Below are 20699 nucleotides of genomic sequence, written 5' to 3' on the forward strand. Positions count from 1 at the left end.
CTTTAGTTGTGGTATTGCCGGGCCCGGAGGCAGCGCATCGGTAGCGCCGACGGGATGCACCAGATTCGCGCGGTCCGTTCTCACGGTCACGCCGCCAGCTGATCGCGGCGCAGCAAGGCTAAAGTCTGCCAGGTGACCGGGCCGAACGCCGCGCTGGTGGCCAGGTACGCGGCAGCGGCAGCACCCAGTACCAGGGCCACGTGCTGACCCGAAAGCAGCAGCGTCACACCGACACTCGCCGCGGTCGGTACCAGCAACCGCAGCAAGAACGTCACCGGCGTGTGGTAACCGCACTGACGGTGTAGGCACCAGCTGGCAATCATCATGTTGGCCAGCTCCGTGCACACCAGCGCGATGCCGGCTCCCACCGCGCCCAGCCGCCCGCCCAGGGCGAGGTTGAGCACGACGTTGAACGCGAGGGTGGCGACCGACAGCCAGAACCAGAACCGCTGGCGGTGACTGGCGAACAGCCCCTCGCCCAGAGTGGTGGTGACGAAGCGCAATGCCACCGCGACGAAGAGCAGCGCCAGCGTCGGTGTGCCGCGGCCAACGAATGCCTGGTTGCCGAACAACCTGATCAGCGGTGCGGCGAGCAACGCGCCGACAACCGCGCCCGGGACCGCCAGGAAATACATCAGCTCGACACTGCGGCGCATGAAGCCGGCAAATGCCGCGACATCGCGCGCAAACAGTTCGGTGGCCGTCGAGAGCGTGGACTTGAGGAAGAACACCGACACCACCAGGGTGTTGAGCGCGATCGAGGACGCCAAGCCGTAAACGCCCACCTCGGAATGGTTGTTCACCAAGGACAGGATCACCCCGTCGGCGCGCCAGTACAGCACGGTGATCATTGTCACGCCCATCGGAAAGAGGCTCTCCCGCAACAGATCCGCGGCCTCGCGCAACGCGAAGCTGGGACGCAACGAGACATGACGCGCGGCAGCGCTGCTCTGGATCAGCACCTGCAGGGTCGTCGGAATGAGCTGTACTACCGCGAACCAGATGACGTCGGCTCGTTCCGCCACCAGAAACGCGATCACGGCCAGCGTGGCCAACCGCCCGACGACGTCGGAGACCGCCACCGCGAAGAACCGCACGGTGGTCTGAAACACCGGCTCGAGCCGTGTCGTCATTGTCACGATGAGCAGTTGCGTCGACAACACCACGAGCATCACCCGCACTTGGTGGTCGCGATACAGCAGCAAGCCGGTTCCCGCCGCCAACGCCGCGAGCGGAACGCAATACAGCAGGGATATCCCGTTGTAGATCCGGACCAGGCGCTCCAGATCGTCGTGGCCGGAGGTCACCCGACGCACGATCACCCGCCCGACGCCGAGATCGACCAGGCTTGCCCACATTCCGATGAATGCGACCGCGATGGTGAGCTGGCCGTAGCGGTCCGGGCCCAGATAACGAGCGGTCATTGCCACCGAGACCACCGAGGCCAGCATCCCGAGCATCCGGCAGATCAGCTGGATCGAGAACGCGTGAGCCAACCGCGCGACCGGCACCGATGGTGCTACCGCACCGGGTGCCGTCGGCTCAGTCATGGCTCACGGCCACCTAGTATGCTCCGTGCCCCGTCACGACGGCTTTCACCGTCTTGGCGATGATCATGAGATCACCTGCCATTGACCAATTGTCGATGTACGACAGATCCAGCCGCACCGACTCTTCCCAGGTGAGTTCTGAGCGTCCGCTGACCTGCCATATTCCGGTGACGCCCGGCTTCACCAGGAGTCGACGCTTCACATCACCGTTGTAGCTGTCGACTTCGCGGCTCAACGGAGGCCGCGGCCCGACCACGCTCATGTCCTGCTTGATGACATTGACGAATTGGGGGAGCTCATCGATGCTGAATCTGCGGAGCAATCTGCCGACAGGTGTGACCCGGGGATCTTGACGCATCTTGAACAATATTCCACCGGCGCCCTGATTCATCGACAAGAGGCGGTCGATTTGGGTGTCGGCGTCGACCTCCATTGTTCGGAGTTTAAGCATCATGAAGGGCTCGCCATTAATACCTATACGTTCGGAACGGTAGCAGACCGGTCCTTTGCTGGTCAGCTTGATCGCGATAGCAGCCGCAATGAGAAGTGGCGATACCAGGATCAGCGCCGCCAGCGCGAAACAGAAGTCGAATGTCCGCTTTTGAAAGCGCTGGGCACCGGTGTATAGCGGCTTTTCGACATGCAGCAGCGGGAATCCGGCGACCGGCCGGACGGTCAATCGTGCTTCCGCGATGTCCATCACCCCCGGCGACAACACCAAATCGACGTCCATCGTCTCCAACTGCCACATCAAGTTCCTGATCGCGTGCTCGCCGAAATGCTCGGTCTGGGTCACCACCACAGTGTCCGCGCCGCAGGCCTCAACCGCTGCCACCGCATAGGATTCGTCTCCGAGAATCGGTACTTTGCGGCCTTCGACCGTCAGGATTTCGCCGCGGGGCGCGCCATATCCGGGAATGCAGACCCCGACGACGACGTAGCCGTCGAGTGGGTTACGGTCCAGTTCATGTGCCAGGCGTGAAAGTCCTTGGCGGTCTCCGATAGCCAGCGACATCGTCTGATATTCGCCCCGGGCTCGCTTCCGGCGGACATACCTGCGCCAGCTGTTGCGGCTCGTCAGCAATCCCAGGGTGCCGACGGGAAGCGCCACCGCCAGATAGCCCCGGGCCAAGTCAATCTTGGCGAGAAGCGTCACCATTGCGATGATCCCGAATGTCCAAAATGACGCGCTGCTGATTCGCCGGTACTCGTCGATCCCCACCCCGATCACGTGCGGTGATCGTGTGTGGAATATCGCCAGCGACGAAAGCCAGAGTGCTGCGAAGAGAAAGGAGAACAGCGTCATCACCGGGCCCGGGTAACCCGACTTGTTCGGCGAATCGCCGAAGCGGACGTATTGAGCGAGCATGACCGAGGCGAAGACGATCACCGAGTCGGTGATCAGCAGCCGCTGTGAATATCGGTGCTGCCATCGCCCGATTGCATTGCGATCGGGCGTGCGCACCGGAGCCAGAGTTACCGGCGAATTGTCGGTTCGGCGGTGAGGTGACGGGATCACGCTGGCTCGCTTTCCCTTACACGGTTGCCGGCTCGGGCCGCGCGGCATCGCGGACGGCGCCGCTGAAATCGGGGTGATCACGTGGCGGCGTGGCCACGCAGTATGGGCTGGGATAGCAGATCAGCTGCGCGCGTGCGGCACGGAGCAAGGCGATAGGGCCCTGCAGCAAATAACGGCGGGCCAGCCGCCGCGGCTCGCTGATCAAGCGGTGCAACCATTCCAGGCCGAGTTTTTGCATCCATCTCGGAGCTCGTTTGGTCTTGCCGGCCAGGAAGTCGATGGCACCGCCACAGGGCAGCAAAACCCGGGCACCCGTCGCGCAGCCGTACCGGTCAACCCACCGTTCTTGACGCGGCTTGCCGAGGCTGACGATCAGGATGTCGGTGCCCGCGGCGCGAATCATCGCCGTCAACCGCTCAGAAAGCGCCTCGATGTCATCGGCGTCCGGCGCCCACATTCCCGAAATAGCAAGCGCTGGATGATGTTTGCGCAAGATCGGGGCAAGCAGGCGGTGGGTTTCGGCGCTACCGCCAAAAAAGCCGACCCGCTGGCCTGTCGTTTCGGCCAGCGCCAACACGCCGGGAAGCAGGTCGGCCCCGGTGATCCGGGGCCACGGCTTGCCGGTGAGCAGCTTGCCCCGCCAGGCGATCGGCATGCCGTCGGCCAGTAACAGCCAGTCCAGCGGACCCGCGGGCGCCGACATGACCTTGCGAAAGTGGTACAGGTGGTCGAGGTTCACCGAGCCCACGGCCAGGCTCGCTGTCGGTGAGGATTGCAGTCGCGACGCGATGATCGACAGCACGTCGTCGAACTCCCGGCGCTCGACTATGGTGCCGCCGATGATCATCCGCACACCGGTTTCGGGCACCGTGTCCACGCTCATGAGCCGCTGCCTTGCTCGCTGCTTTGGCGATTCGCAGAACCTAGCCATAGACCGGCCATGTCAACGGCCTACGTGTATCCGGCGGCCGGTGGACGGGTCATTACCGTGGGGACAATCCCGTATCGGGGACCGACAGATCGGCCCGGACCGGTCAAACCGGATCGCGGCGCCGCGCCCAACAGGCTTGGCGCCGCGGTGGCGGCATCAAGGCCGTTCGGCAACGCGGCGGCGGCGCCCATGTTCGCCGTCGGAATCACGCTGGTCCAACCCGCCGGCACCGACAACGGGCCCAGTGACGCCGCGTTGCCCATGCCGCCCACCACGCCTGGACCCACGGACGAGATCAGACCGACCCCTGAGCTGATTGCCCCTGCGGCCCCTTCTGCTGCCGCTTGCGCAGCAGCAGCTGCCCCACTCGCCAAACCCTGTGCTGTTTGGGCCATTCCGAGGATGGACGACATCGAATAGAGCGGGGTTGCCGCGGCCATGAAGTAACTGGGAAGTGCATAAACCGGGACGGTCGCGAGGGTGGGCATCAGCGACGACGATGATTCCGCAAGCCCGAATAGGGGTGATGCCAGCCCGTCCAGCATGGCCGGAACCGAGGACACCAGGCCGGCCAGCGATAGTTGGTCTGCTGCCGAGGCAGCCGCGGCGTGGGCGACTGCGTTGCTCTGCCCGGCCAGACCAACCGGGTTGATCACCTCCGGCGGCGAGATCAACAGGGTCAATCCACAAGCGGTCGCCGAGTTTGCGGCATATTCATACATCGCCGCGGCATCCTGCGCCCACATCTCGCCGTACTGGGCTTCGGTGGCCGCGATCGCCGTCGAATTCTGACCGAAGAAGTTGGTGGCGACCAGTGCCGCCAGCAGAGCCCGATTGGCCGCGACCACCGGAGGCGGCACCGTCATCGCGAAAGCGGCCTCATAGCCCTCGACGGCAAGCACGGCCTGACTGGCAGTCTCCGCCGCCCGTGCGGCCACCCCGGCCGTCCACGCCACATAGGGCCCGAGCGCCGACGCCATGGACAGTGATGCGGGGCCCAGCCAGCGTCCGCTGGTCAATCCCGCGATCACCGACCGGTAATGACCTGCGGTCGCGTGCAGTTCGGCGGCCAAGCTGTCCCACATCGCCGCGGCCGCCGCCAGCGATCCCGGGCCGGGGCCGGCATACATCCTCGCGGAGTTGATCTCCGGCGGTAAGGCACCGAAATCCATCACGTCAAACCCTGGCCGTGGCTAGGCTCCCCAGCTGCGGCGAAGCACGACCACCTCGCGGCGGAGTCGGCTGCCGCGGGCGGCACTTCAGCCGCAGACGCCGCAGAAGTCGGCTTTCCGCCCGTCATCGCGGAGCCTCGGTGGCGAAACACATTCACTTCTCCCCTAACGCGTGCAGGCTGACGGATATGGGAGCCGAGCCACGGTGCTCTTTCCGACCGTCAGTATCCGAACTCGTTACCTACCCTCATAGATGTGAAGATTTCAGCGGGTCAATAAACTGACAGTCGTATGATAGCGGTTCTAACATCCTATTCGTATCGTTTTGAACCGCTGAGCCAATGCCGCAGTCCGTTTTCCGGCTCGGGGTCCAATTTCGCGGCAGGTACCCCGCCGCGAGCGGCGTCCTCAGGAAGCGGCGTCCTCAGAATGCGGGGTCCTCAGAAAGCAGCGTCCTCAGAAAAAGGGATTGCTGTTCGAGTACCGCTTCGCCTCTTCGGGGCGCGGGCCGTAACGCCGGATGTACTCCTCGTGCAGCTTGGCGTCTTTCTCCCGCTTGATCGCATCAACCAGGTTCGGGTCCAACCCATGCTGGGCCAGGCGGTGCCGCCGCCACACCTTGTTCAGCGCGAGCGAGATCAACAACGACCACACGTAGATCGGTAGCGTCATCTCGAGATGCACGTACAGCGACGCGGGCAATAGCCAGAACGGTGCCAATACCAGCAGCGGCGGTATCGCCATCAGGAGCATGAACCGGCGGACCGCTCCCTTGGCGGCCAGATCTCGTGCGACCCAACTTCGCATCGAGTGGGGCAGGCATCGAAGGCCGTACGAGTACGCGAGGTATTGCAGGAAATTGGGTCGTCCAGCCGCAGAAGTCATAGCCGCTCCCCGTGGTTCGGTCGTCCCCAGGTATACCCGTGCAGACCCGTTGGCGTGCGGTCCAGCCGTCGCACCGCCGGGGACGTGCTTGCCAACGATGATCCGCTGGAGAAGGGGGCGGGGCAATCGCGAGCGGCTCAACCCGGGTGACCGCAGCGGCCCGACGCAGCCGGACCTCGGGCGCTGCCCTATCGGCGTGCGAATCCGGTAACCGCAAGGCACTTTCGTCCCGCGCGCACGCCGTGCGGGCGACCGGTCACGGATGCGCGGCGAGATACGTTTCGTTACTCAGACCAGCGGTCAGTTCCTCGACGTCGAACGGCCGGCGCAGCCGGGCGCGGAGCTGGTGTGTATCGAGAAGTAGCCGGACTTCGGCGGTTTGCTCGGCGAACAGCCGCCCGATGAACGGATAGATGCGGCGCATGATTGCGCGCTCGGCGGGCGTGCAGCGCGACGCGCAATAGCCGACATGGCCGATCTCATCGGTAAGTATTTCGCTGTAGAGCAGTTCGATTCGCCCGGCGACGTCGAGTTCGTCGTCGAACAGTTCGATGCCGACGTGGCGCAGTTCGTCGAACACGATGCAGCCCGCCATCTCCGCGGCGCCGACGAACACGAAGCTGAACCTTTCCGGCAGGAACACTCCCAGCTTGACGAGCTGTCGCATCACGAACGGCGGAGCGGCCACCTGGAATGGCAGGTCGAAGATGTCCAACGCGTATGCCAGCAATCGGGTGTGGTAGTGCTCTTCGAGCTCTACATACACCCGCTCGGGCGCCACATCTTCAGCGCTGTTGCGCCCGTAGGTTTCGCCAAGTCCCACGCCGAAGCGTTCGGCCTGATTGAGCTTCGCCGTCGCCAACAGGAACAGCATTTTTGGGTCCAGACCCGGTTCGGGTCGCCGCCGGCGCAGGTTACGAAGAAACGTCGATCGGTCTGCCGGGCGGGCCGACCGCACCGGGTGAGCCTCGAGGTCTTTGATGAACTTTTCCCGATTGGTCAGGCGCCGGTTGAGCAGGTCGGCTTCGCCGTCGCGCCGCGCCAGGAACTCCCTGTAGCCATCGATACCGGTTGCCGTCATCGTGTCTCCATCCCTTTGACAATCGTGGTTACGTACCGGCTCAACACGGCATCCGGTGTCGGAGAATGGTGTGCACCGGTGGCAAGGAGGGCGTAGAGCCCGGTCAAGAAGAACACCGCGAGATCGCGCACGTCCGCATCCGGCGTGACCTGCCCTGCGTCCTGTGCCCGGCGGATCGCGCCAATCAAGAACTCCGCGAGCGGGTGCCGGCTCAACTCGTCTTCGCCCGGGCGCGTCGACGAGAAGTGCAAACCCAGCATGTCCCGGAAAACTACTGTCCCCAAACGATGTTCAGCATCTAGCACCTGGCGCACCAACCGGGAAAGCACCGATATCAGATCGCCGTCCTCAGCCCGGGCGCCGACGAGTTCGGCGACGATCCGGGTCTCCTCGTTTCGCTCCAATTCGACCAGCACTTGTTCCTTGGTGGGGAAGTGGAAGTAAAACGTCCCCCTTACCACCCCTGCCGCCGCGGCGATGGAGCTGACGTCGGCGCCGGATATTCCGTTCCGCGCGATCTCCGCCAACGCGGCGTCGAACAGGCGTGCCCGTGTTTCGAGCCGTCGAGCCTCCCGGATGCCGGCCGGTGATTCCGCTGCGGTGCTGTCCTGTGGTGACCGCACCGGCACACCGTACGTCCATTCACTGGCAGCCGTCAATGACAGTCGTCAGCGAATGCTCGTAGTCGTCACCGTCGCCACGGGCCATAGCCTGGGCGCGAGGCTATGACGACCCGAGCGACAACAATCCGGGTGCCACGGCCCCGGTAACATGGGTCCGTCCGCGCGACGAAACGGTGAGCACGATGCGCCGCGGCTGCGCCATAGCGGCCGCGAATGCCGTCACGTGCTGCAACTCGGCGAGAAAGAGCGCCGTCTGGCCCGGCGGTATGTCGTACGGCACCGGGGTGCCCAATGCCCGGGTCGGCTGCAGTGACGCGCCGTCGGGATCGCAGCGGACCGCCCAGCCCGCCACGGGTAACGGAGTCCGCCCCGTGTTGACCACCCTGACGCCGATGACATACCGGCCGTCGGGAAGTTGCTCCGCGGCGTTTTCCAGCGACGCCCGAGCCTGGCCGCCGGCGTCGTTGGTCACCAGCCCGTCGGGCGTCAACAGACCCACGACCGGTGAAAGTTTGGCTGCCGGGCCCGTTCGCAGCCGCAATAGCTGCCAGGTCAGCAGGGCCACCGAGAGCACGGTGCCAACCAGGCCGAGCACGAATCCGGCGACGCTCACCGTGGCACGCTGCAGCGGTCGATCATGAGCGTGAAGGCTACTCTGACGCCAGCCAGGTTGCCGCGGTGCCTTCGATAACGGTAATGCGTTGCGGCGGAGGGGATCCGGTAACAAGTCTGATGAAGTTCCAAATTTCGACTGAACATTTGCTAAGACCGCGTTTCGCGAGCGGCGCCGCCTACTGCCGCGGCCCTACAGTCGGGGCATGAGCACCAAGTACTACCTGCAGAAAGTGCCCGTCGAATCGGTGGAACCGGGCTTTTCGCTGGCCGTTGAGCACGACGGCGGCTACCGCTTGTTCCAGGTCGACTGCACGCAATCGTCGCGGCGCAGCGGCCAACCGGTGATGATCAGGCTCGCCTCGGAGCCAGTTGACGGCGGCGATCCGTGGATCGTGGAATACGAAGCGGGTACACCGGTGGTACGGCTCCTCGGCGTCTGCGAGGCCGCCTCGTAGCTCGGCGTCAGCACGGACCGCTGGGAATCCCGCGCGCGGGCGTCGTCTCCTGCGTGGGCATTACCTGAGGGAAGGGCACCCGATAGGGAGGAGTGACCTTCGCGAAAGTTGCCACGGTGTCTGGAACGCACTGCACCTGCGGCGGAATGGCTTGCAGCGCTGGGTGGTCCAAGTTGGGTGGCGCTGGGTTGGGCGGGACCGCGAAGTTGAACGTCGACGTCATATCGCCGGTCACACTTCGTCGCCAGGCACTCAGGTTGGGGACCGGCACACCGAACCGTTTCTCGAGCAACCGCAGCTGCGAGGTGTGGTCGAAGGTGTCATGCACCATCAGCGGGCCGCGGCTGTAGGGAGAGATGACGAAGCAGGGCACGCGATAGCCCAGACCTATCGGCCCGCGGATGCCGCCCGAACCCGTGACCGCGTCGATATCGGGCACCGTGACGTACTCGCCGGGAGTTCCCGGGGGGGCCGTAGGCGGTGTCACGTGGTCAAAGAAGCCACCGTTCTCGTCGAAGCTGACGATCAACGCGGTCTTTTCCCATACCTGTGGGTTGGACAGCAAGATGCGGAGGATATTCACGATCGCGGTGCCACCAACGGCCGGCGTTACCGGTAGGCCGGGATGCTCGGAGACCTGAAACCCGGGCAGCACCCACGACACCTGGGGCAGCCTGTTGGCTGCGACGTCGGCGACGAAGTCCAAGGGATAGGTCGGGGCGATGCCGTTGCGGGCAATGTTGGAGCGCGGATCCTGAGCCTGCTTGAAGTCGACGAGCATCCCGTTGTAACCGATGACCGTGTTGTTGAGCGCTCCCAGAAGCTTGTTTTGGTACACCTTCCAACTGATGCCGGCATCACTGAGGTTGTCCGGCATGGTGCGCCAACTGAATTGGGCTTGCGGTTGGATATTGGGGTCTATCAGCAGCGGACCGCCCGCAACGCCGTCGGGGTCGATCCAGGCGCTTATCCAGTACAGCCGGTTGGGCGAAGTCCCGCCCAGCAGTGAACAGTAATAGCCGTCGCAGATGGTGAAGGTGTCAGCCAGCAGGTAATGGATCGGTTGATCCTGGCGGGTGTAATAACCCATCGACACCGGGACGTTGCCCTGCAGCGTTTGTTGTGCAGCCTGCGCGGGCAACCAATTGTCGTTGGCGCCGTTGTTCCACGACTGGTGGATGGTAATCCATTGGTGGGCGGGGTCGTTCACGCACGCGCCATTGAGGACTGGGCCCCTGGTGGTGTCGAAACGGTACGGGATGGTCACGCCGGCAGGGTCAATCGATTGGGTCTGTGGGTTCCAGCCCTTTTGCTGAAATGACGGCGAGGGAGTGTTGAATCCATTGACGCCGGACAGCGTGCCGAAGAAGTGATCGAATGAGCGGTTCTCCTGCAGCATCAACACGAAGTGCTCGATGTCGGTCAAATGGCCGGAGCAGGGGCCGGCCCCGTAGGCCTTTTCGATCACCGGGCCGGCCAACGACATCAACGCCCCGGCGCTGCCTGCGGTGGCGATTCTAGCCATGAACTCTCGTCGCGACATCCCATCGACTGGGTGCTTACTCACCAACGTGTCCTCCCGCATACATTGCGGTTCAGGGTAGATTTGCGGCGACGATTCACCACGACGCGAATCCGGTGTGTCGTGCGACGTTTTTTGGCGTTGTTCGCCAAAAGCGGTGCGTGGTTTTCGAAACGGCCGAGCCTTCCTGGAATTCCGGGCACACACTGGCCCCGGCTTTCGGGGTTGTCGCGCCGTTGGATTGACCGACGATGTTGCGCCGCAGGGCTTTCCATTCGACTCGTCAAACGCCAGAAGGCATTTTCCGCTGATTTCGCTGATTGCGCGCCGATCAAATCACCCGAGAATCCGCGGATCGGTGCTCACCGGGGCTTGGTGGCCGCGACGAACTGCAGTGCCCGCTGTGTCTGCTGCTCGATGTCGACCAGACCGGCCGAGGAGAACAGCTCGACGAAGCTGTGTCGGTCGAACATGGTGAGCCCGATCAGGTTGGCTGTTGCGGTCAGCGCCTTACGGACCGGCGCCGCTTGTCCGGAATAGCTGGTGAGGATCGCGATACGCCCGCCGGGCCGCAATACCCGCAGCATTTCACCGGTGACCAGGAACGGTTCGGGCATCAGGTACAGCGCTCCGAAACAGCAGACCGCATCGAAGGTTTCGTCGTCGAACGGCAACACGCGGGCGTCGCCGCGGACGTAACAGGTCTGCGGCCCGTCGTTGTCCACCACGGCACGAGTCAGCATCGGTTCGGAAATGTCGAACCCCACCGCGAGAGCCCCGGGCGGCAGACAGCGGGCCAGCGGTGCGGTGAAATTCCCCGGGCCGCAGGCTACATCGAGCAACCGGTGAACAGTCGAAAGGCGCAACGCCGCGGCGGCACGGCGCTGCTCGGCCCGGGCGGTGATACCGCTGGCGAGGTAGAAGGACGTCGGCCGCCACAACCGCTCGTACACGGTCGCCACGAACCGGCTGTTCATCGCCCGCTGCGCAAACGTCGGAACCGGCGAACTCGTCGATTCGCCCAACACGTCGAGGAAGCCGTGCCGCAGCACGGCGGCCGTATTGAGCAGACCACGGGTCGACTCGCGCGGATCCTGGCTGGTGTTCATCGCAGGTCTGGTCCAAGAGGCCGGGGTTGAATTGTCTGGTGTCAGGCTAATCTGCGCCGTGCGGTGTTGCTGCAGCGGTAGCCGACGCCATAGCCTGGGGCGGATCGGACCGCGAGCCGGGCTTGGCGCCGTGGCGGATTGGACGGGATGGCCGAATTGACCGGCGCTAGGACAGCAGAGCTCGCCGGAATGGACATCTTCGCGGGATGTCCGGCCGGCGACCTGCTGCCACTGGCCGCCCGCCTGGCTCCGCTGCGTGCCCCGACCGGCCAGGTCCTGATGCGGCAGGGTGAACAGGCGGTGTCGTTCCTGCTCATCTCGTCGGGTAGTGCCGAGGTCATCCATGTCGGCGACGACGGCGCGGTGATCGTCGAGCAGGCGCTGCCGGGCATGATCGTCGGGGAAATCGCCTTGTTGCGTGACATCCCGCGGACAGCGACGGTCACCACCGTCGAGCCGCTGACCGGTTGGATCGGTGGCAGCGACGCGCTGGACCGGATGGTCAACATCCCCGGGATCATGGAGCGGCTGGTGCGCACGGTCCGCCAGCGCCTGGCCGCGTTCATCACCCCGGTCCCGGTACGGATTCGCGACGGAACCCAACTGCTGCTGCGCCCGGTGCTGCCCGGCGACAGCGAACGCACCGTACACGGGCACATCCACTTCTCCAGCGAGACGATCTATCGGCGGTTCATGTCGGCCCGCGTTCCCGACGAGGCGATGATGCACTACCTGTCCGAGGTGGACTACGTCGACCACTTCGTGTGGGTGATGATCGACGGCGTCGACCCCGTGGCCGACGCGCGTTTCATCCGTGACGAACATGATCCGACGGTCGCCGAAATCGCGTTTACCGTCGCCGACGCCTATCAGGGCAGGGGGATCGGCAGCTTTCTGATCGGCGCGCTGTCCGTCGCCGCCCGCGTCGGCGGCGTCGAGAGGTTCTCCGCGCGCATGCTGTCGGACAATCTGCCGATGCGCACCATCATGGACCGCCACGGAGCGATCTGGCAGCGCGAGGACATCGGGGTCATCACCACGGTCATCGACGTGCCCGGCCCGCGGGATCTGGGTTTCGGGCGTGAGATGGCCGAGCAGATCAGGCAGGTGGCCCGCCAGGTGATTGAGGCCGTGAGCTGAGGGCCATGCGGCCGTTGTGGATTGGCGTGACGGCGACGGCGCTGGCGGCTGCATGTGCGCAATCGCCGGCGCCGGTGACCGCGCCGACCCATACCTCGCCGTCGGCTCATCCCACGACCGTCAACCCGGCCAACATCAAAAGAATCAGCCGTGAGCTGCCGCCGGATTACGAGGTGACCAGGGACATTCCCGTGACGGCGTCACCGCGACTGATTTTCGGCCTCGGCGCCGATGCGACCGCCCAGCCCGCACCATGCGCGACCCTCGCCGACCCCGGCGATGGTCGCGACCAGTCCGCGCAGGGCGTCTCCGGGTCGGGGGAGGGCGGCATTGTCGACGCCGTCGTGGTGGCCGTGCGGCCGGGGCCGGTGGTGCCGGGAAGCGACCTGGTAGCCGGCTGTGGCCAGTGGACGATGTCGGTCGGACACACCACCGCCGGCATCCGGCTCATCGACGCGCCGCGGATCGACGGCGCGCAAACCCTCGGAATGGTGGCCGATGTCCGCACATCCGTGGAGTCCGGCACCGAAATCGATTCGCGCACCCATATTTTCGTCGCCTACCTGGGCGACTACTACGCGTTCACCACGCTGACCACCGACCCCGGGTCCATGCTTCCGCCGTTGCCACCGCGGTTCGCCGCCGATCTGCTGGTCAAAACGGTGTCGACGTTACGGGGCTGAGCAACCGCGTTGGGTAGGGTGGCCACGATGTCGAAGGTGGTGCTGGCGCTGGCAGCGGTGTGCCTGCTCGTCGGTTGTTCACCGGGCGCCTCCCAGTCGCCGAAGGCCGACATTGCCAAGGTCATCGACGTGAAGTCCAGCTTCGGACCGGGGTTCACGGTCAACGACGTCCCGCCGAGGGCTATCGATCCACAGTTCTTCGCGGCCCGCAAGCTGCCCGACGGCCTGAGTTTCGATCCGGCGAACTGCGCGAAAGCGGCCCTGGGCCCACAGATGCCGTCCGGTGTGCAGGGCAATATGGCGGCCGTCACCGCCGAGGGCAACGGGAACCGGTTCGTGGTGATCGCGGTGGAGACCTCACAGCAGCTGCCGTTCAACGACCCGGGTAAAGAATGCGGCCGGATCGCCTTCTCCGGCGCACAGGTGCGAGGCGGCATCGAGGTGGTTGCCGCGCCGCACATCGACGGCGCCCAGACGCTGGGCGTGCATCGCGTGCTGCAGGCCCTGGTCGACGGGTCGACCCGCACCGGCGAACTTTACGACTACTCTGCGCAGTTCGGCTACTACCAGGTCAACGTGATCGCCAACCCGCTGGTGATTCCGAATCAGCCGGTTGCGCCGGTCGATGTCCAGCGTGCCCGCGACCTGCTGGTCAAGGCGGTGGCCGCGATCCGGGGTTGACAGCGGCCGCTAGCGCACGTCGCGGGGCCGGAACTGGATGCTGACCCGCGGACCGGTCGGCGCCGACGTCTTGGGCACCGAATGCTCCCAGGTGCGTTGACACGATCCGCCCATCACCAGCAGGTCGCCGTGCGCCAGCGGGAAGCGCAACGAGGTTCCGCCGCCGCGCGGCCGCAGCGCGAAGACCCGGGTCGCGCCGAGGCTGACGATCGCCACCATGGTGTCCTCGGTGCTGCTGCGGCCGATGGTGTCGCCGTGCCAGGCGACGCTGTCGGAGCCGTCCCGGTAGTAGCACAGCCCGACGGTGGTGAACGGCTCACCCAGTTCACCGCCGTAGATGTCGTTGAGGCGCCGGCGAATCCGCGCGAGTTGCGGATGCGGCGGGTTCTCGACCGTCAGGTCGTGAAAACTCACCAGCCGCGGCACGTCGACCACCCGGTCGTACATCTGGCGCCGTTCGGAGCGCCACGGCACCGTGCTCAGCAGCGCCGCGAGCAGGTCGTCGCCACCGTGGAGCCAGCCCGCGCGGATGTCGATGAAGGCGCCGTTGCCGAGTTGTCTTCGCTCGTTGTGCTCGAACAGTGAGCCCTGAACCGCGAACGCCACGACCGCAAGTTTATCGCACACCAGTTCGAGGAGTGGGTATGAGACGCCTGCCGGCTGTCCACGGCTACGGTTTGATGCTGTGGGCGTCGAGTTGGGATCCAATTCCGAGGTGGGCACGCTACGGGTCGCGATCCTGCACCGCCCCGGCACCGAACTGCGCCGGCTCACCCCGCGTAACAGCGACCAGCTTTTGTTCGACGGGCTGCCCTGGGTGTCGCGCGCGCAGGAGGAGCATGACGAGTTCGCCGAACTGCTGCGCGCGCGGGGGGTGGAAGTGTTGCTGCTGTCGCAGCTGCTGACCGAGGCGCTGGACAGTGGGGCCGCCAGGATGCAGGGTGTCGGTGCCGCGGTTGACGCGCGTCGGCTCGGATTGCCACTGGCGCAACAGCTTTCGGCGTATTTGCGTAGTCTGGACCCGGTCCGGCTGGCGCATGTGTTGACCGCCGGGATGACGTTCAACGAGCTGCCGTCCGATATCCGTACCGACGTGTCGCTGGTGGTCCGCATGCACCATGGCGGCGATTTCGTCATCGACCCATTACCGAACCTGGTGTTCACCCGCGACTCGTCGATCTGGATCGGTCCGCGGGTTGTCATCCCGTCGCTGGCGTTGCGGGCGCGGGTTCGTGAGGCATCGTTGACCGACATCATCTATGCCCATCACCCGCGGTTCACCGGGGTGCGGCGGGCCTACGAATCACGCACCGCTCCCGTCGAGGGTGGCGACGTGCTGTTGCTGGCCCCCGGTGTGGTCGCCGTCGGGGTCGGCGAGCGTACCAGCCCGGCCGGCGCGGAAGCCTTGGCGCGCAGCCTGTTCGACGATGACCTTGCGCACACCGTGCTCGCGGTGCCGATTGCCCAGAAGCGCGCGCAAATGCATCTGGATACCGTGTGCACCATGGTGGACGTCGACACCGTGGTGATGTATGCCGCCGTCGTCGACAACCTGTCGGCGTTCACCATCCAGCGTTCGGCCAATGGCGTGGCGATCAGCGATGCGGCCCCATTTGTGCGGGCTGCTTCCGACGCGATGGGCATCGACAAGCTGCGGGTCATCGACACGGGCCTGGATCCCGTCGTCGCCGAACGCGAACAATGGGACGACGGCAACAACACCTTGGCGCTGGCGCCCGGCGTCGTCGTCGCCTACGAACGCAACGCGCAGACCAACGCCCGGTTGGAGGCGGCCGGTATCGAGGTGCTGACCATCGCGGGCTCGGAGCTGGGCACCGGCCGGGGCGGGCCGCGCTGCATGTCCTGTCCGGCCGCGCGCGACCCGCTGTAGCGCATATGTCGAGATTGCCGCCATGGTCGTGGTCGGGGTGTGGCTCACAGCCGTTGCGGCAATCTCGAGGCTCGGCGAGCCAATGCGTCACGAATGCGCTTGACGATAAGTTCGGCGCTGTCCTCATTGATCACCTTGATCACCTGCCAGCCAAGACCATTGAGCACCTCAGCTCGGTGAATGTCTTTCACATACTGTCTGCGTTCGCGTCGGTGTTGGTCGCCGTCGTATTCGAGGGCCACCATCGGCTCTTCCCAGCCCATGTCGAGGTAGCACACGAGCCGGCCGTCGGTCACTCGGATCTGTGTGGCAGGCTTGGGCAGTCCGGCGTCGACGAGCACGAGTCGCAGCCAGGTTTCTTTCGGCGATTGCGCGCCGCTATCCATCAGCGACAATGCTTTTCGGCAGTCGCGGATATTCCTGGCTCCTCGGTATCGGTCCAACAATGGCGTGACATCGGCCGCCTTGAGGCCGGTCACCGCGGCGAGTGCGTCGAGATGAGCAACGGCCATGCCACGCGGCAAGTGCCGGCCCAGATCGAAGGCCGTACGTGCCGCATTCGTTACGCGCAGGCCGGCCACTTCGACGACGTCGTCGGCGCTGAAGCGTTCCCGGCGAACGATGACGCCCGGCGGTGGATGGTTGAGCGGGCCTAACAACTCGACGGGGGTGAAGTCATCGACCCATCGCGCCCCGTGGAGAGCGGCGGCAGCGCGGCCGGCGATCACGCCCCGGCGCCCCGACCACAACCAAGCCGCGCGGATGTCGTCACGCAACGTCCGAGGCGCGTCCTTCGGGACATAGACGCCGCGCTGGATTCGCCGGTAGTTCCACCGCAATTGGCCTCGGGTGAGTGCGCCGTCCGCTAGCGCTTCGCTTGCGAGAAAGACCTTTGCCACGCGCCGATGATGCGCTCACCGGCTGACATTGTCGGCGAGATTGCCGCCAGGGTGGTGGATGGTGGCCCAACCACAGCCGTAGCGGCAATGTGGGCGCTCACCGGCCGACATTGTCGGCGAGATTGCCGCCAGGGTCGTGGATGGTGGCCCAACCACAGCCGTAGCGGCAATTTCGACGCAATCCGAAGCCCTCACCGCCAGCTGGGCAGCCAGATCTCCATGTTCCAGGTCTGCTGTGAGATCGGCAGACCGGTGAGTATTGGGAACAGCCAGGCGAAGTTGGTCACCACTAGAGCCACATAACAGCTCACCACGATCAGCCCCAGGGTGCGCCGCTCCCGGCCCTGACCGGGTTGGTAGAGGACGTCGCCGAGAATCAACGCGATGGCCATCACCAGAAACGGCGCCATGGTCGCCGCGTAGAAGAAGTACATCTGCCGGTCGATGTCGGCGAACCATGGCAGCCAGCCGGCGCTATAGCCCACCAACACCACCGCATAGCGCCAGTCCCGCCGGACAAACATCCGCCAACCGGTATACAACAGCACCGGCACCGCCAGCCACCACATCGCCGGAGTGCCGACCAGCATCTCTGCTTTGACGCACGACTGGCCACCGCAGCCCGACACGTTTTGTTGGTCGATGGCATACAGCACCGGCCGCAACGACATCGGCCAACTCCACGGCTTGGACTCCCACGGGTGGTGGTTGCCGGCCGAATTCGTCAGCGTCGCGTGGAAGTGGAATGCCTTGGCGGTGTAGTACCACAGCGAGCGAACCGCGTCGGGCAGCGGGAGGACGCTGTCCGGGCCGATCGTCTGACCTACCTGGTGGCGGTCGATCGCGGTCTCGGATGCGAACCAGCCGGCATAGCTGGCCAGGTAGACCGCGAACGGAATAAGCGCCAGCGCGTATCCGGTAGGCAACAGATCCCGCCGCAGCGTCCCCAACCAGGGCCGCGGCACCTGGTACTGGCGGCGTGCCGCCACGTCGAACGCCAACGACATCGTGCCGAAGAACGCGATGAAGTACAGGCCGGACCACTTGGTCGCGAAGGCCAAACCGAGCAGCACCCCGGCGCCGAAGCGCCACCAGCGCACCCCCAGCCGTGGTCCCCACACCGTCTCGGCGACCCGGTTCTGTGTCAGGGCGACGTGCATGCGCTGACGAACCTGATCACGGTCGACGATGAGGGCGCCGAAAGCCGCGACCACGAAGAACGTCAGGAAGCCGTCCAGCAGCGCGGTGCGCGCGGCGACAAAGCTGACCCCGTCACAGATCAGCAGCACGCCGGCGATACCCCCGACCAGGGTCGAGCGGGTGATCCGCCGGACGATCCGGGTCACCAGCGCCACCAGGATGACGCCCAGCACCGCGCCGCTGAACCGCCACCCGAACCCGGTGTAACCGAACAGGGCCTCACCGATCGCGATCATCTGCTTGCCGACCGGAGGATGGACGACCAGGCCGAAGCCGGGATTGTCTTCGACACCGTGGTTGTGCAGCACCTGCCAGGCCTGAGGGGCGTAGTGCTTCTCGTCGAAGATCGGAGTGCCGGCATCGGTCGGCGAGCCGAGGTTCAAAAACCGGGTCACCGCGGCGAGCAGCGTGATCACGGCGGTGACAATCCAGCCGCGCATCCGGTCTACCGGTCCGAAATCGGCGATCGGTACCAGCGGCCCGGGGCTGATGACCGGTGCCGCACGCTCCTCGGCGGACGTTTGTTGGGGCGGGGCGGTCATCAGCTCGATCGTAGGCTGTCCGTCATGAGTTCCGGCCGCCTGTTGCTCGGCGCCACTCCGTTGGGCCAGCCCGCGGATGCGTCGCCACGCCTGATCGACGCGTTGGCCGGAGCCGATGTGGTGGCGGCCGAGGACACCCGCCGGGTGAAAACTTTGGCCAGGGCGCTTGACGTCGAGATCAGCGGGCGGGTGGTGAGCCTGTTCGACCGGGTCGAGGCGTTGCGGGTGACGGCGCTGGTTGACGCGATGCGAGCCGGCGCCACGGTGCTGGTGGTCAGCGACGCGGGATTGCCGGTGATCAACGATCCGGGATATCGACTGGTCGCGGCCTGTATCGATGCCGGGATCACGGTGACCTGCCTGCCCGGGCCGTCGGCGGTGACCACCGCGCTGGTGGTCTCCGGTCTGCCGTCGGACAAGTTCTGCTTCGAAGGGTTCGCCCCGCGCAAGGGCGCGGCGCGGCGGGCGTGGCTGGCCTCGCTGGCCGACGAGCAGCGCACCTGTGTGTTCTTCGAATCCCCACGACGGCTGGCCGCATGTCTGCGCGATGCCGTCGAACAGCTCGGGGGGGCGCGTCCGGCCGCGGTCTGCCGGGAGCTGACCAAGGTGCATGAGGAAGTGGTGCGTGGCTCGCTCGACGAGTTGGCGGACTGGGCGACCGGCGGGGTGCTTGGCGAGATCACCGTGGTACTCGCCGGCGCCGGCGCGACCCCGAGCGCGGACCTGCGGTCGCTGGTGGAGGAGGTCGAGAACCTGGTCGCCGCCGGTATTCGCGTCAAGGATGCCTGCAGCGAGGTGGCCGCGGCGCATCAGGGCGTGCGTTCACGCCAGCTCTACGATGCGGTCCTGCTGGCCCGCCGCGCAACCGACGCGGCACCCTAGAACAACGTTGCGACCGGTAAGGCCCGGTCCGGGTCAGGGTGTGCAGGAACTCCCGATGGGACCGATTGTCGGGGTGCACAACTGCGGGTGCGGGGGAATGGGAGGACCCTGGATGGTCGGCAGCTGTGGCGGCGGAGGCAGCGCCGGCAAACCGCCCGGCAGCGCCGGAGCCGGCAGCGCCGGCAGACCGCCCGGCAGCGCCGGCAGACCGCCAGCGGTCAGTGCGGGCAGCGCCGCGACCAGCATCGCCGGATCAACCGCCGGAAGGCCTCCCGGCAGACCTGCCGCCAGCGCCGGCAGCGCCGCGGCGAGCATCGCCGGATCCACGCCCGGCAGTGCCGGCAGACCGGCCTGCAGCCCGGGCAGAGCGGACGCCAGCTGCGGCAACCCACCGGCCGCCAGGGCCACCACATCGGTGGGCGACACTCCGGGCAGACCGGGCAGTCCGGCGGCCGCCAGCCCCAGCAGATTCGTCGGCGACACTCCCGGAAGACTCGGCAGACTCAGGTTTGGCAGACCGCCCACCCCTGCCAGTGCGATCAGGCCCGCCGGCGACACCCCCGACAGAGCCGGCAGGCCCGGCAGACTCAACGTCGGCAAACTGACGGAGGGTAGCCCCGAGGGAAACAGCATGGAGCCGATGGTGTTGGCGGTCGAGTTGAGTTGCGGCAGGATGCCCGAGGACTGCAAGGCGTTGTAGGCGAGCACCACATATGTGACCGCCAGCGCGCTGGACGTTGTGACGCCGGCGATGGTGCCACCGATCCCCAGGATGCCGTTCACCACCGAGGTGGCCGTGCCGACGGCGGCAGGTCCGTTGGCTAGGTTCGGCACCCCGGGCAGGCCGAGGCCGGGGACTCCGAGGTACGGCGTGCCGATGTAAGGCGTGCCGATGTCAGGCAGGCCGGGGCCCGGCGGAAGCGCCGCGTTGGGCAGGGGAGGGGCGGCCGGCAGCGCGGCCGGACCCAGGTCGGTGACACCAGGCAGTCCAGGGCCCACCGGCGAGGCGACCCCGGGTACCGCGCGGGCGGCCTCCGGCGCGGCTCGCGGCGCCAATACGGGAGTCAGCGCATCTGTCGGTAACTGTGCCGGTGCCGGCGCCGCCTGCGCGGGTTTGCCCGGCTGCGCACTGGTCGCGGGCATCAGCACGGAGGCCAGGCGGTCGCATTGCTGGCCGGCGGTACACGTCCCTTGGTTCGGGGTGCGCATCGGCCCGCTCATCGTCAGCGGCGCAACCGCCAGCGTCCCCCCCACCATGGCCGCGGCCGCAACGCCGACGACACCGACTCTCATGACGGACCCCTCTCGCATTCGACCAC

General features: G+C 65.9%; 20 protein-coding genes. 6 read left to right on the forward strand and 14 right to left on the reverse strand.

What is annotated here, in order from left to right:
* Nucleotides 1–86: 86 nt before the first annotated feature.
* The 8 genes from BST40_RS08325 to BST40_RS08360 all read right to left on the reverse strand — a co-directional run bounded on the left by BST40_RS08325 (nt 87) and on the right by BST40_RS08360 (nt 8374).
* The gene (locus tag BST40_RS08325) at nt 87–1550 is read right to left on the reverse strand and encodes a flippase (protein WP_083153983.1); all 1464 of its coding nucleotides are present in this window, start codon (nt 1548–1550) and stop codon (nt 87–89) included.
* A gap of 13 nt (nt 1551–1563) precedes the next feature.
* Nucleotides 1564–3117: a sugar transferase gene (locus tag BST40_RS08330; RefSeq protein ID WP_082275622.1), complete on the reverse strand. Its 1554-nt coding sequence runs from the start codon at nt 3115–3117 to the stop codon at nt 1564–1566.
* Nucleotides 3086–3952, reverse strand: coding sequence for a WecB/TagA/CpsF family glycosyltransferase (locus tag BST40_RS08335; RefSeq protein ID WP_232336920.1), 867 nt, complete (start codon nt 3950–3952; stop codon nt 3086–3088). Before BST40_RS08335 ends, BST40_RS08330 begins: the two co-directional genes overlap by 32 nt.
* A gap of 68 nt (nt 3953–4020) precedes the next feature.
* Complete coding sequence (locus BST40_RS08340; protein ID WP_083153985.1) at nt 4021–5175, reverse strand: PPE family protein; 1155 nt, start codon at nt 5173–5175, stop codon at nt 4021–4023.
* Between the two features lie 453 nt (nt 5176–5628).
* Nucleotides 5629–6057: a DUF5313 domain-containing protein gene (locus BST40_RS08345; RefSeq protein WP_075549222.1), complete on the reverse strand. Its 429-nt coding sequence runs from the start codon at nt 6055–6057 to the stop codon at nt 5629–5631.
* Nucleotides 6058–6313: 256 nt separating this feature from the next.
* Complete coding sequence (locus BST40_RS08350) at nt 6314–7138, reverse strand: hypothetical protein (RefSeq protein ID WP_075549223.1); 825 nt, start codon at nt 7136–7138, stop codon at nt 6314–6316.
* Nucleotides 7135–7761, reverse strand: coding sequence for a TetR/AcrR family transcriptional regulator (locus BST40_RS08355; RefSeq protein ID WP_075549285.1), 627 nt, complete (start codon nt 7759–7761; stop codon nt 7135–7137). Before BST40_RS08355 ends, BST40_RS08350 begins: the two co-directional genes overlap by 4 nt.
* 100 nt (nt 7762–7861) lie before the next feature.
* Nucleotides 7862–8374, reverse strand: coding sequence for a hypothetical protein (locus BST40_RS08360; RefSeq protein ID WP_075549224.1), 513 nt, complete (start codon nt 8372–8374; stop codon nt 7862–7864).
* A gap of 205 nt (nt 8375–8579) precedes the next feature.
* Here BST40_RS08360 and BST40_RS08365 point away from each other — a divergent pair, with 205 nt between their 5' ends.
* Nucleotides 8580–8831, forward strand: a complete 252-nt coding sequence (locus BST40_RS08365) for a hypothetical protein (protein ID WP_075549225.1) — start codon at nt 8580–8582, stop codon at nt 8829–8831.
* Between the two features lie 7 nt (nt 8832–8838).
* Here the strand turns inward: BST40_RS08365 and BST40_RS08370 are convergent, their stop codons facing one another.
* Both BST40_RS08370 and BST40_RS08375 read right to left on the reverse strand, forming a co-directional pair.
* Entirely contained in the window at nt 8839–10416 is a 1578-nt protein-coding gene (locus tag BST40_RS08370) for a phospholipase C (RefSeq protein WP_244174319.1), read from the reverse strand.
* Nucleotides 10417–10715: 299 nt separating this feature from the next.
* Entirely contained in the window at nt 10716–11462 is a 747-nt protein-coding gene (locus tag BST40_RS08375) for a class I SAM-dependent methyltransferase (protein ID WP_075549227.1), read from the reverse strand.
* Nucleotides 11463–11600: 138 nt separating this feature from the next.
* Between BST40_RS08375 and BST40_RS08380 the strand changes: the two genes are divergently transcribed.
* The 3 genes from BST40_RS08380 to BST40_RS08390 are packed head-to-tail and all read left to right on the forward strand — an operon-like array spanning nt 11601 to nt 13966.
* Nucleotides 11601–12602 carry a GNAT family N-acetyltransferase gene (locus BST40_RS08380; protein ID WP_089025064.1) on the forward strand — a complete coding sequence of 334 codons (1002 nt, stop codon included), beginning with the start codon at nt 11601–11603 and terminating at the stop codon, nt 12600–12602.
* A 5-nt stretch (nt 12603–12607) separates the two neighbouring features.
* Nucleotides 12608–13285: a DUF5642 family protein gene (locus BST40_RS08385; protein WP_075549229.1), complete on the forward strand. Its 678-nt coding sequence runs from the start codon at nt 12608–12610 to the stop codon at nt 13283–13285.
* Nucleotides 13286–13312: 27 nt separating this feature from the next.
* Nucleotides 13313–13966 carry a DUF5642 family protein gene (locus BST40_RS08390; protein ID WP_075549286.1) on the forward strand — a complete coding sequence of 218 codons (654 nt, stop codon included), beginning with the start codon at nt 13313–13315 and terminating at the stop codon, nt 13964–13966.
* Between the two features lie 9 nt (nt 13967–13975).
* Here BST40_RS08390 and BST40_RS08395 read toward each other — a convergent pair whose 3' ends face one another.
* Nucleotides 13976–14572: an alpha-ketoglutarate-dependent dioxygenase AlkB family protein gene (locus BST40_RS08395; protein WP_180276483.1), complete on the reverse strand. Its 597-nt coding sequence runs from the start codon at nt 14570–14572 to the stop codon at nt 13976–13978.
* 79 nt (nt 14573–14651) lie between these two features.
* On the opposite strand from BST40_RS08395, the gene arcA reads away from it, so the two are divergent.
* Complete coding sequence (arcA, locus tag BST40_RS08400) at nt 14652–15857, forward strand: arginine deiminase (RefSeq protein WP_075549231.1); 1206 nt, start codon at nt 14652–14654, stop codon at nt 15855–15857.
* Nucleotides 15858–15901: 44 nt separating this feature from the next.
* Here arcA and BST40_RS08405 read toward each other — a convergent pair whose 3' ends face one another.
* Entirely contained in the window at nt 15902–16756 is an 855-nt protein-coding gene (locus BST40_RS08405; protein WP_075549232.1) for a DUF559 domain-containing protein, read from the reverse strand.
* 191 nt (nt 16757–16947) lie between these two features.
* Nucleotides 16948–18498: a dolichyl-phosphate-mannose--protein mannosyltransferase gene (locus BST40_RS08410; RefSeq protein WP_075549233.1), complete on the reverse strand. Its 1551-nt coding sequence runs from the start codon at nt 18496–18498 to the stop codon at nt 16948–16950.
* Nucleotides 18499–18522: 24 nt separating this feature from the next.
* Between BST40_RS08410 and rsmI the strand changes: the two genes are divergently transcribed.
* A complete protein-coding gene (rsmI, locus tag BST40_RS08415) occupies nt 18523–19380 on the forward strand; it encodes a 16S rRNA (cytidine(1402)-2'-O)-methyltransferase (protein ID WP_075549234.1) in 858 nt (285 codons plus the stop codon).
* Nucleotides 19381–19413: 33 nt separating this feature from the next.
* Here the strand turns inward: rsmI and BST40_RS08420 are convergent, their stop codons facing one another.
* Nucleotides 19414–20673, reverse strand: coding sequence for a hypothetical protein (locus BST40_RS08420; protein WP_083044285.1), 1260 nt, complete (start codon nt 20671–20673; stop codon nt 19414–19416).
* Nucleotides 20674–20699: the final 26 nt, after the last annotated feature.

It is taken from the genome of Mycobacterium persicum (assembly GCF_002086675.1).
In the GTDB taxonomy this organism is placed as follows: Bacteria; Actinomycetota; Actinomycetes; order Mycobacteriales; family Mycobacteriaceae; genus Mycobacterium; species Mycobacterium persicum.

What these genes read in the sequence shown, in the direction of transcription:
- BST40_RS08350 (WP_075549223.1), bottom strand. Translation starts at nt 7,138, where the DNA reads ATGACGGCAACCGGTATCGATGGCTACAGGGAGTTCCTGGCGCGGCGC.
- BST40_RS08375 (WP_075549227.1), bottom strand. Translation starts at nt 11,462, where the DNA reads ATGAACACCAGCCAGGATCCGCGCGAGTCGACCCGTGGTCTGCTCAAT.
- BST40_RS08325 (WP_083153983.1), bottom strand. Translation starts at nt 1,550, where the DNA reads ATGACTGAGCCGACGGCACCCGGTGCGGTAGCACCATCGGTGCCGGTC.
- BST40_RS08420 (WP_083044285.1), bottom strand. Translation starts at nt 20,673, where the DNA reads ATGAGAGTCGGTGTCGTCGGCGTTGCGGCCGCGGCCATGGTGGGGGGG.
- BST40_RS08370 (WP_244174319.1), bottom strand. Translation starts at nt 10,416, where the DNA reads ATGCGGGAGGACACGTTGGTGAGTAAGCACCCAGTCGATGGGATGTCG.
- BST40_RS08335 (WP_232336920.1), bottom strand. Translation starts at nt 3,952, where the DNA reads ATGAGCGTGGACACGGTGCCCGAAACCGGTGTGCGGATGATCATCGGC.
- BST40_RS08385 (WP_075549229.1), top strand. Translation starts at nt 12,608, where the DNA reads ATGCGGCCGTTGTGGATTGGCGTGACGGCGACGGCGCTGGCGGCTGCA.
- BST40_RS08410 (WP_075549233.1), bottom strand. Translation starts at nt 18,498, where the DNA reads ATGACCGCCCCGCCCCAACAAACGTCCGCCGAGGAGCGTGCGGCACCG.
- BST40_RS08390 (WP_075549286.1), top strand. Translation starts at nt 13,313, where the DNA reads ATGTCGAAGGTGGTGCTGGCGCTGGCAGCGGTGTGCCTGCTCGTCGGT.
- BST40_RS08330 (WP_082275622.1), bottom strand. Translation starts at nt 3,117, where the DNA reads ATGCCGCGCGGCCCGAGCCGGCAACCGTGTAAGGGAAAGCGAGCCAGC.
- rsmI (WP_075549234.1), top strand. Translation starts at nt 18,523, where the DNA reads ATGAGTTCCGGCCGCCTGTTGCTCGGCGCCACTCCGTTGGGCCAGCCC.
- BST40_RS08365 (WP_075549225.1), top strand. Translation starts at nt 8,580, where the DNA reads ATGAGCACCAAGTACTACCTGCAGAAAGTGCCCGTCGAATCGGTGGAA.
- BST40_RS08345 (WP_075549222.1), bottom strand. Translation starts at nt 6,057, where the DNA reads ATGACTTCTGCGGCTGGACGACCCAATTTCCTGCAATACCTCGCGTAC.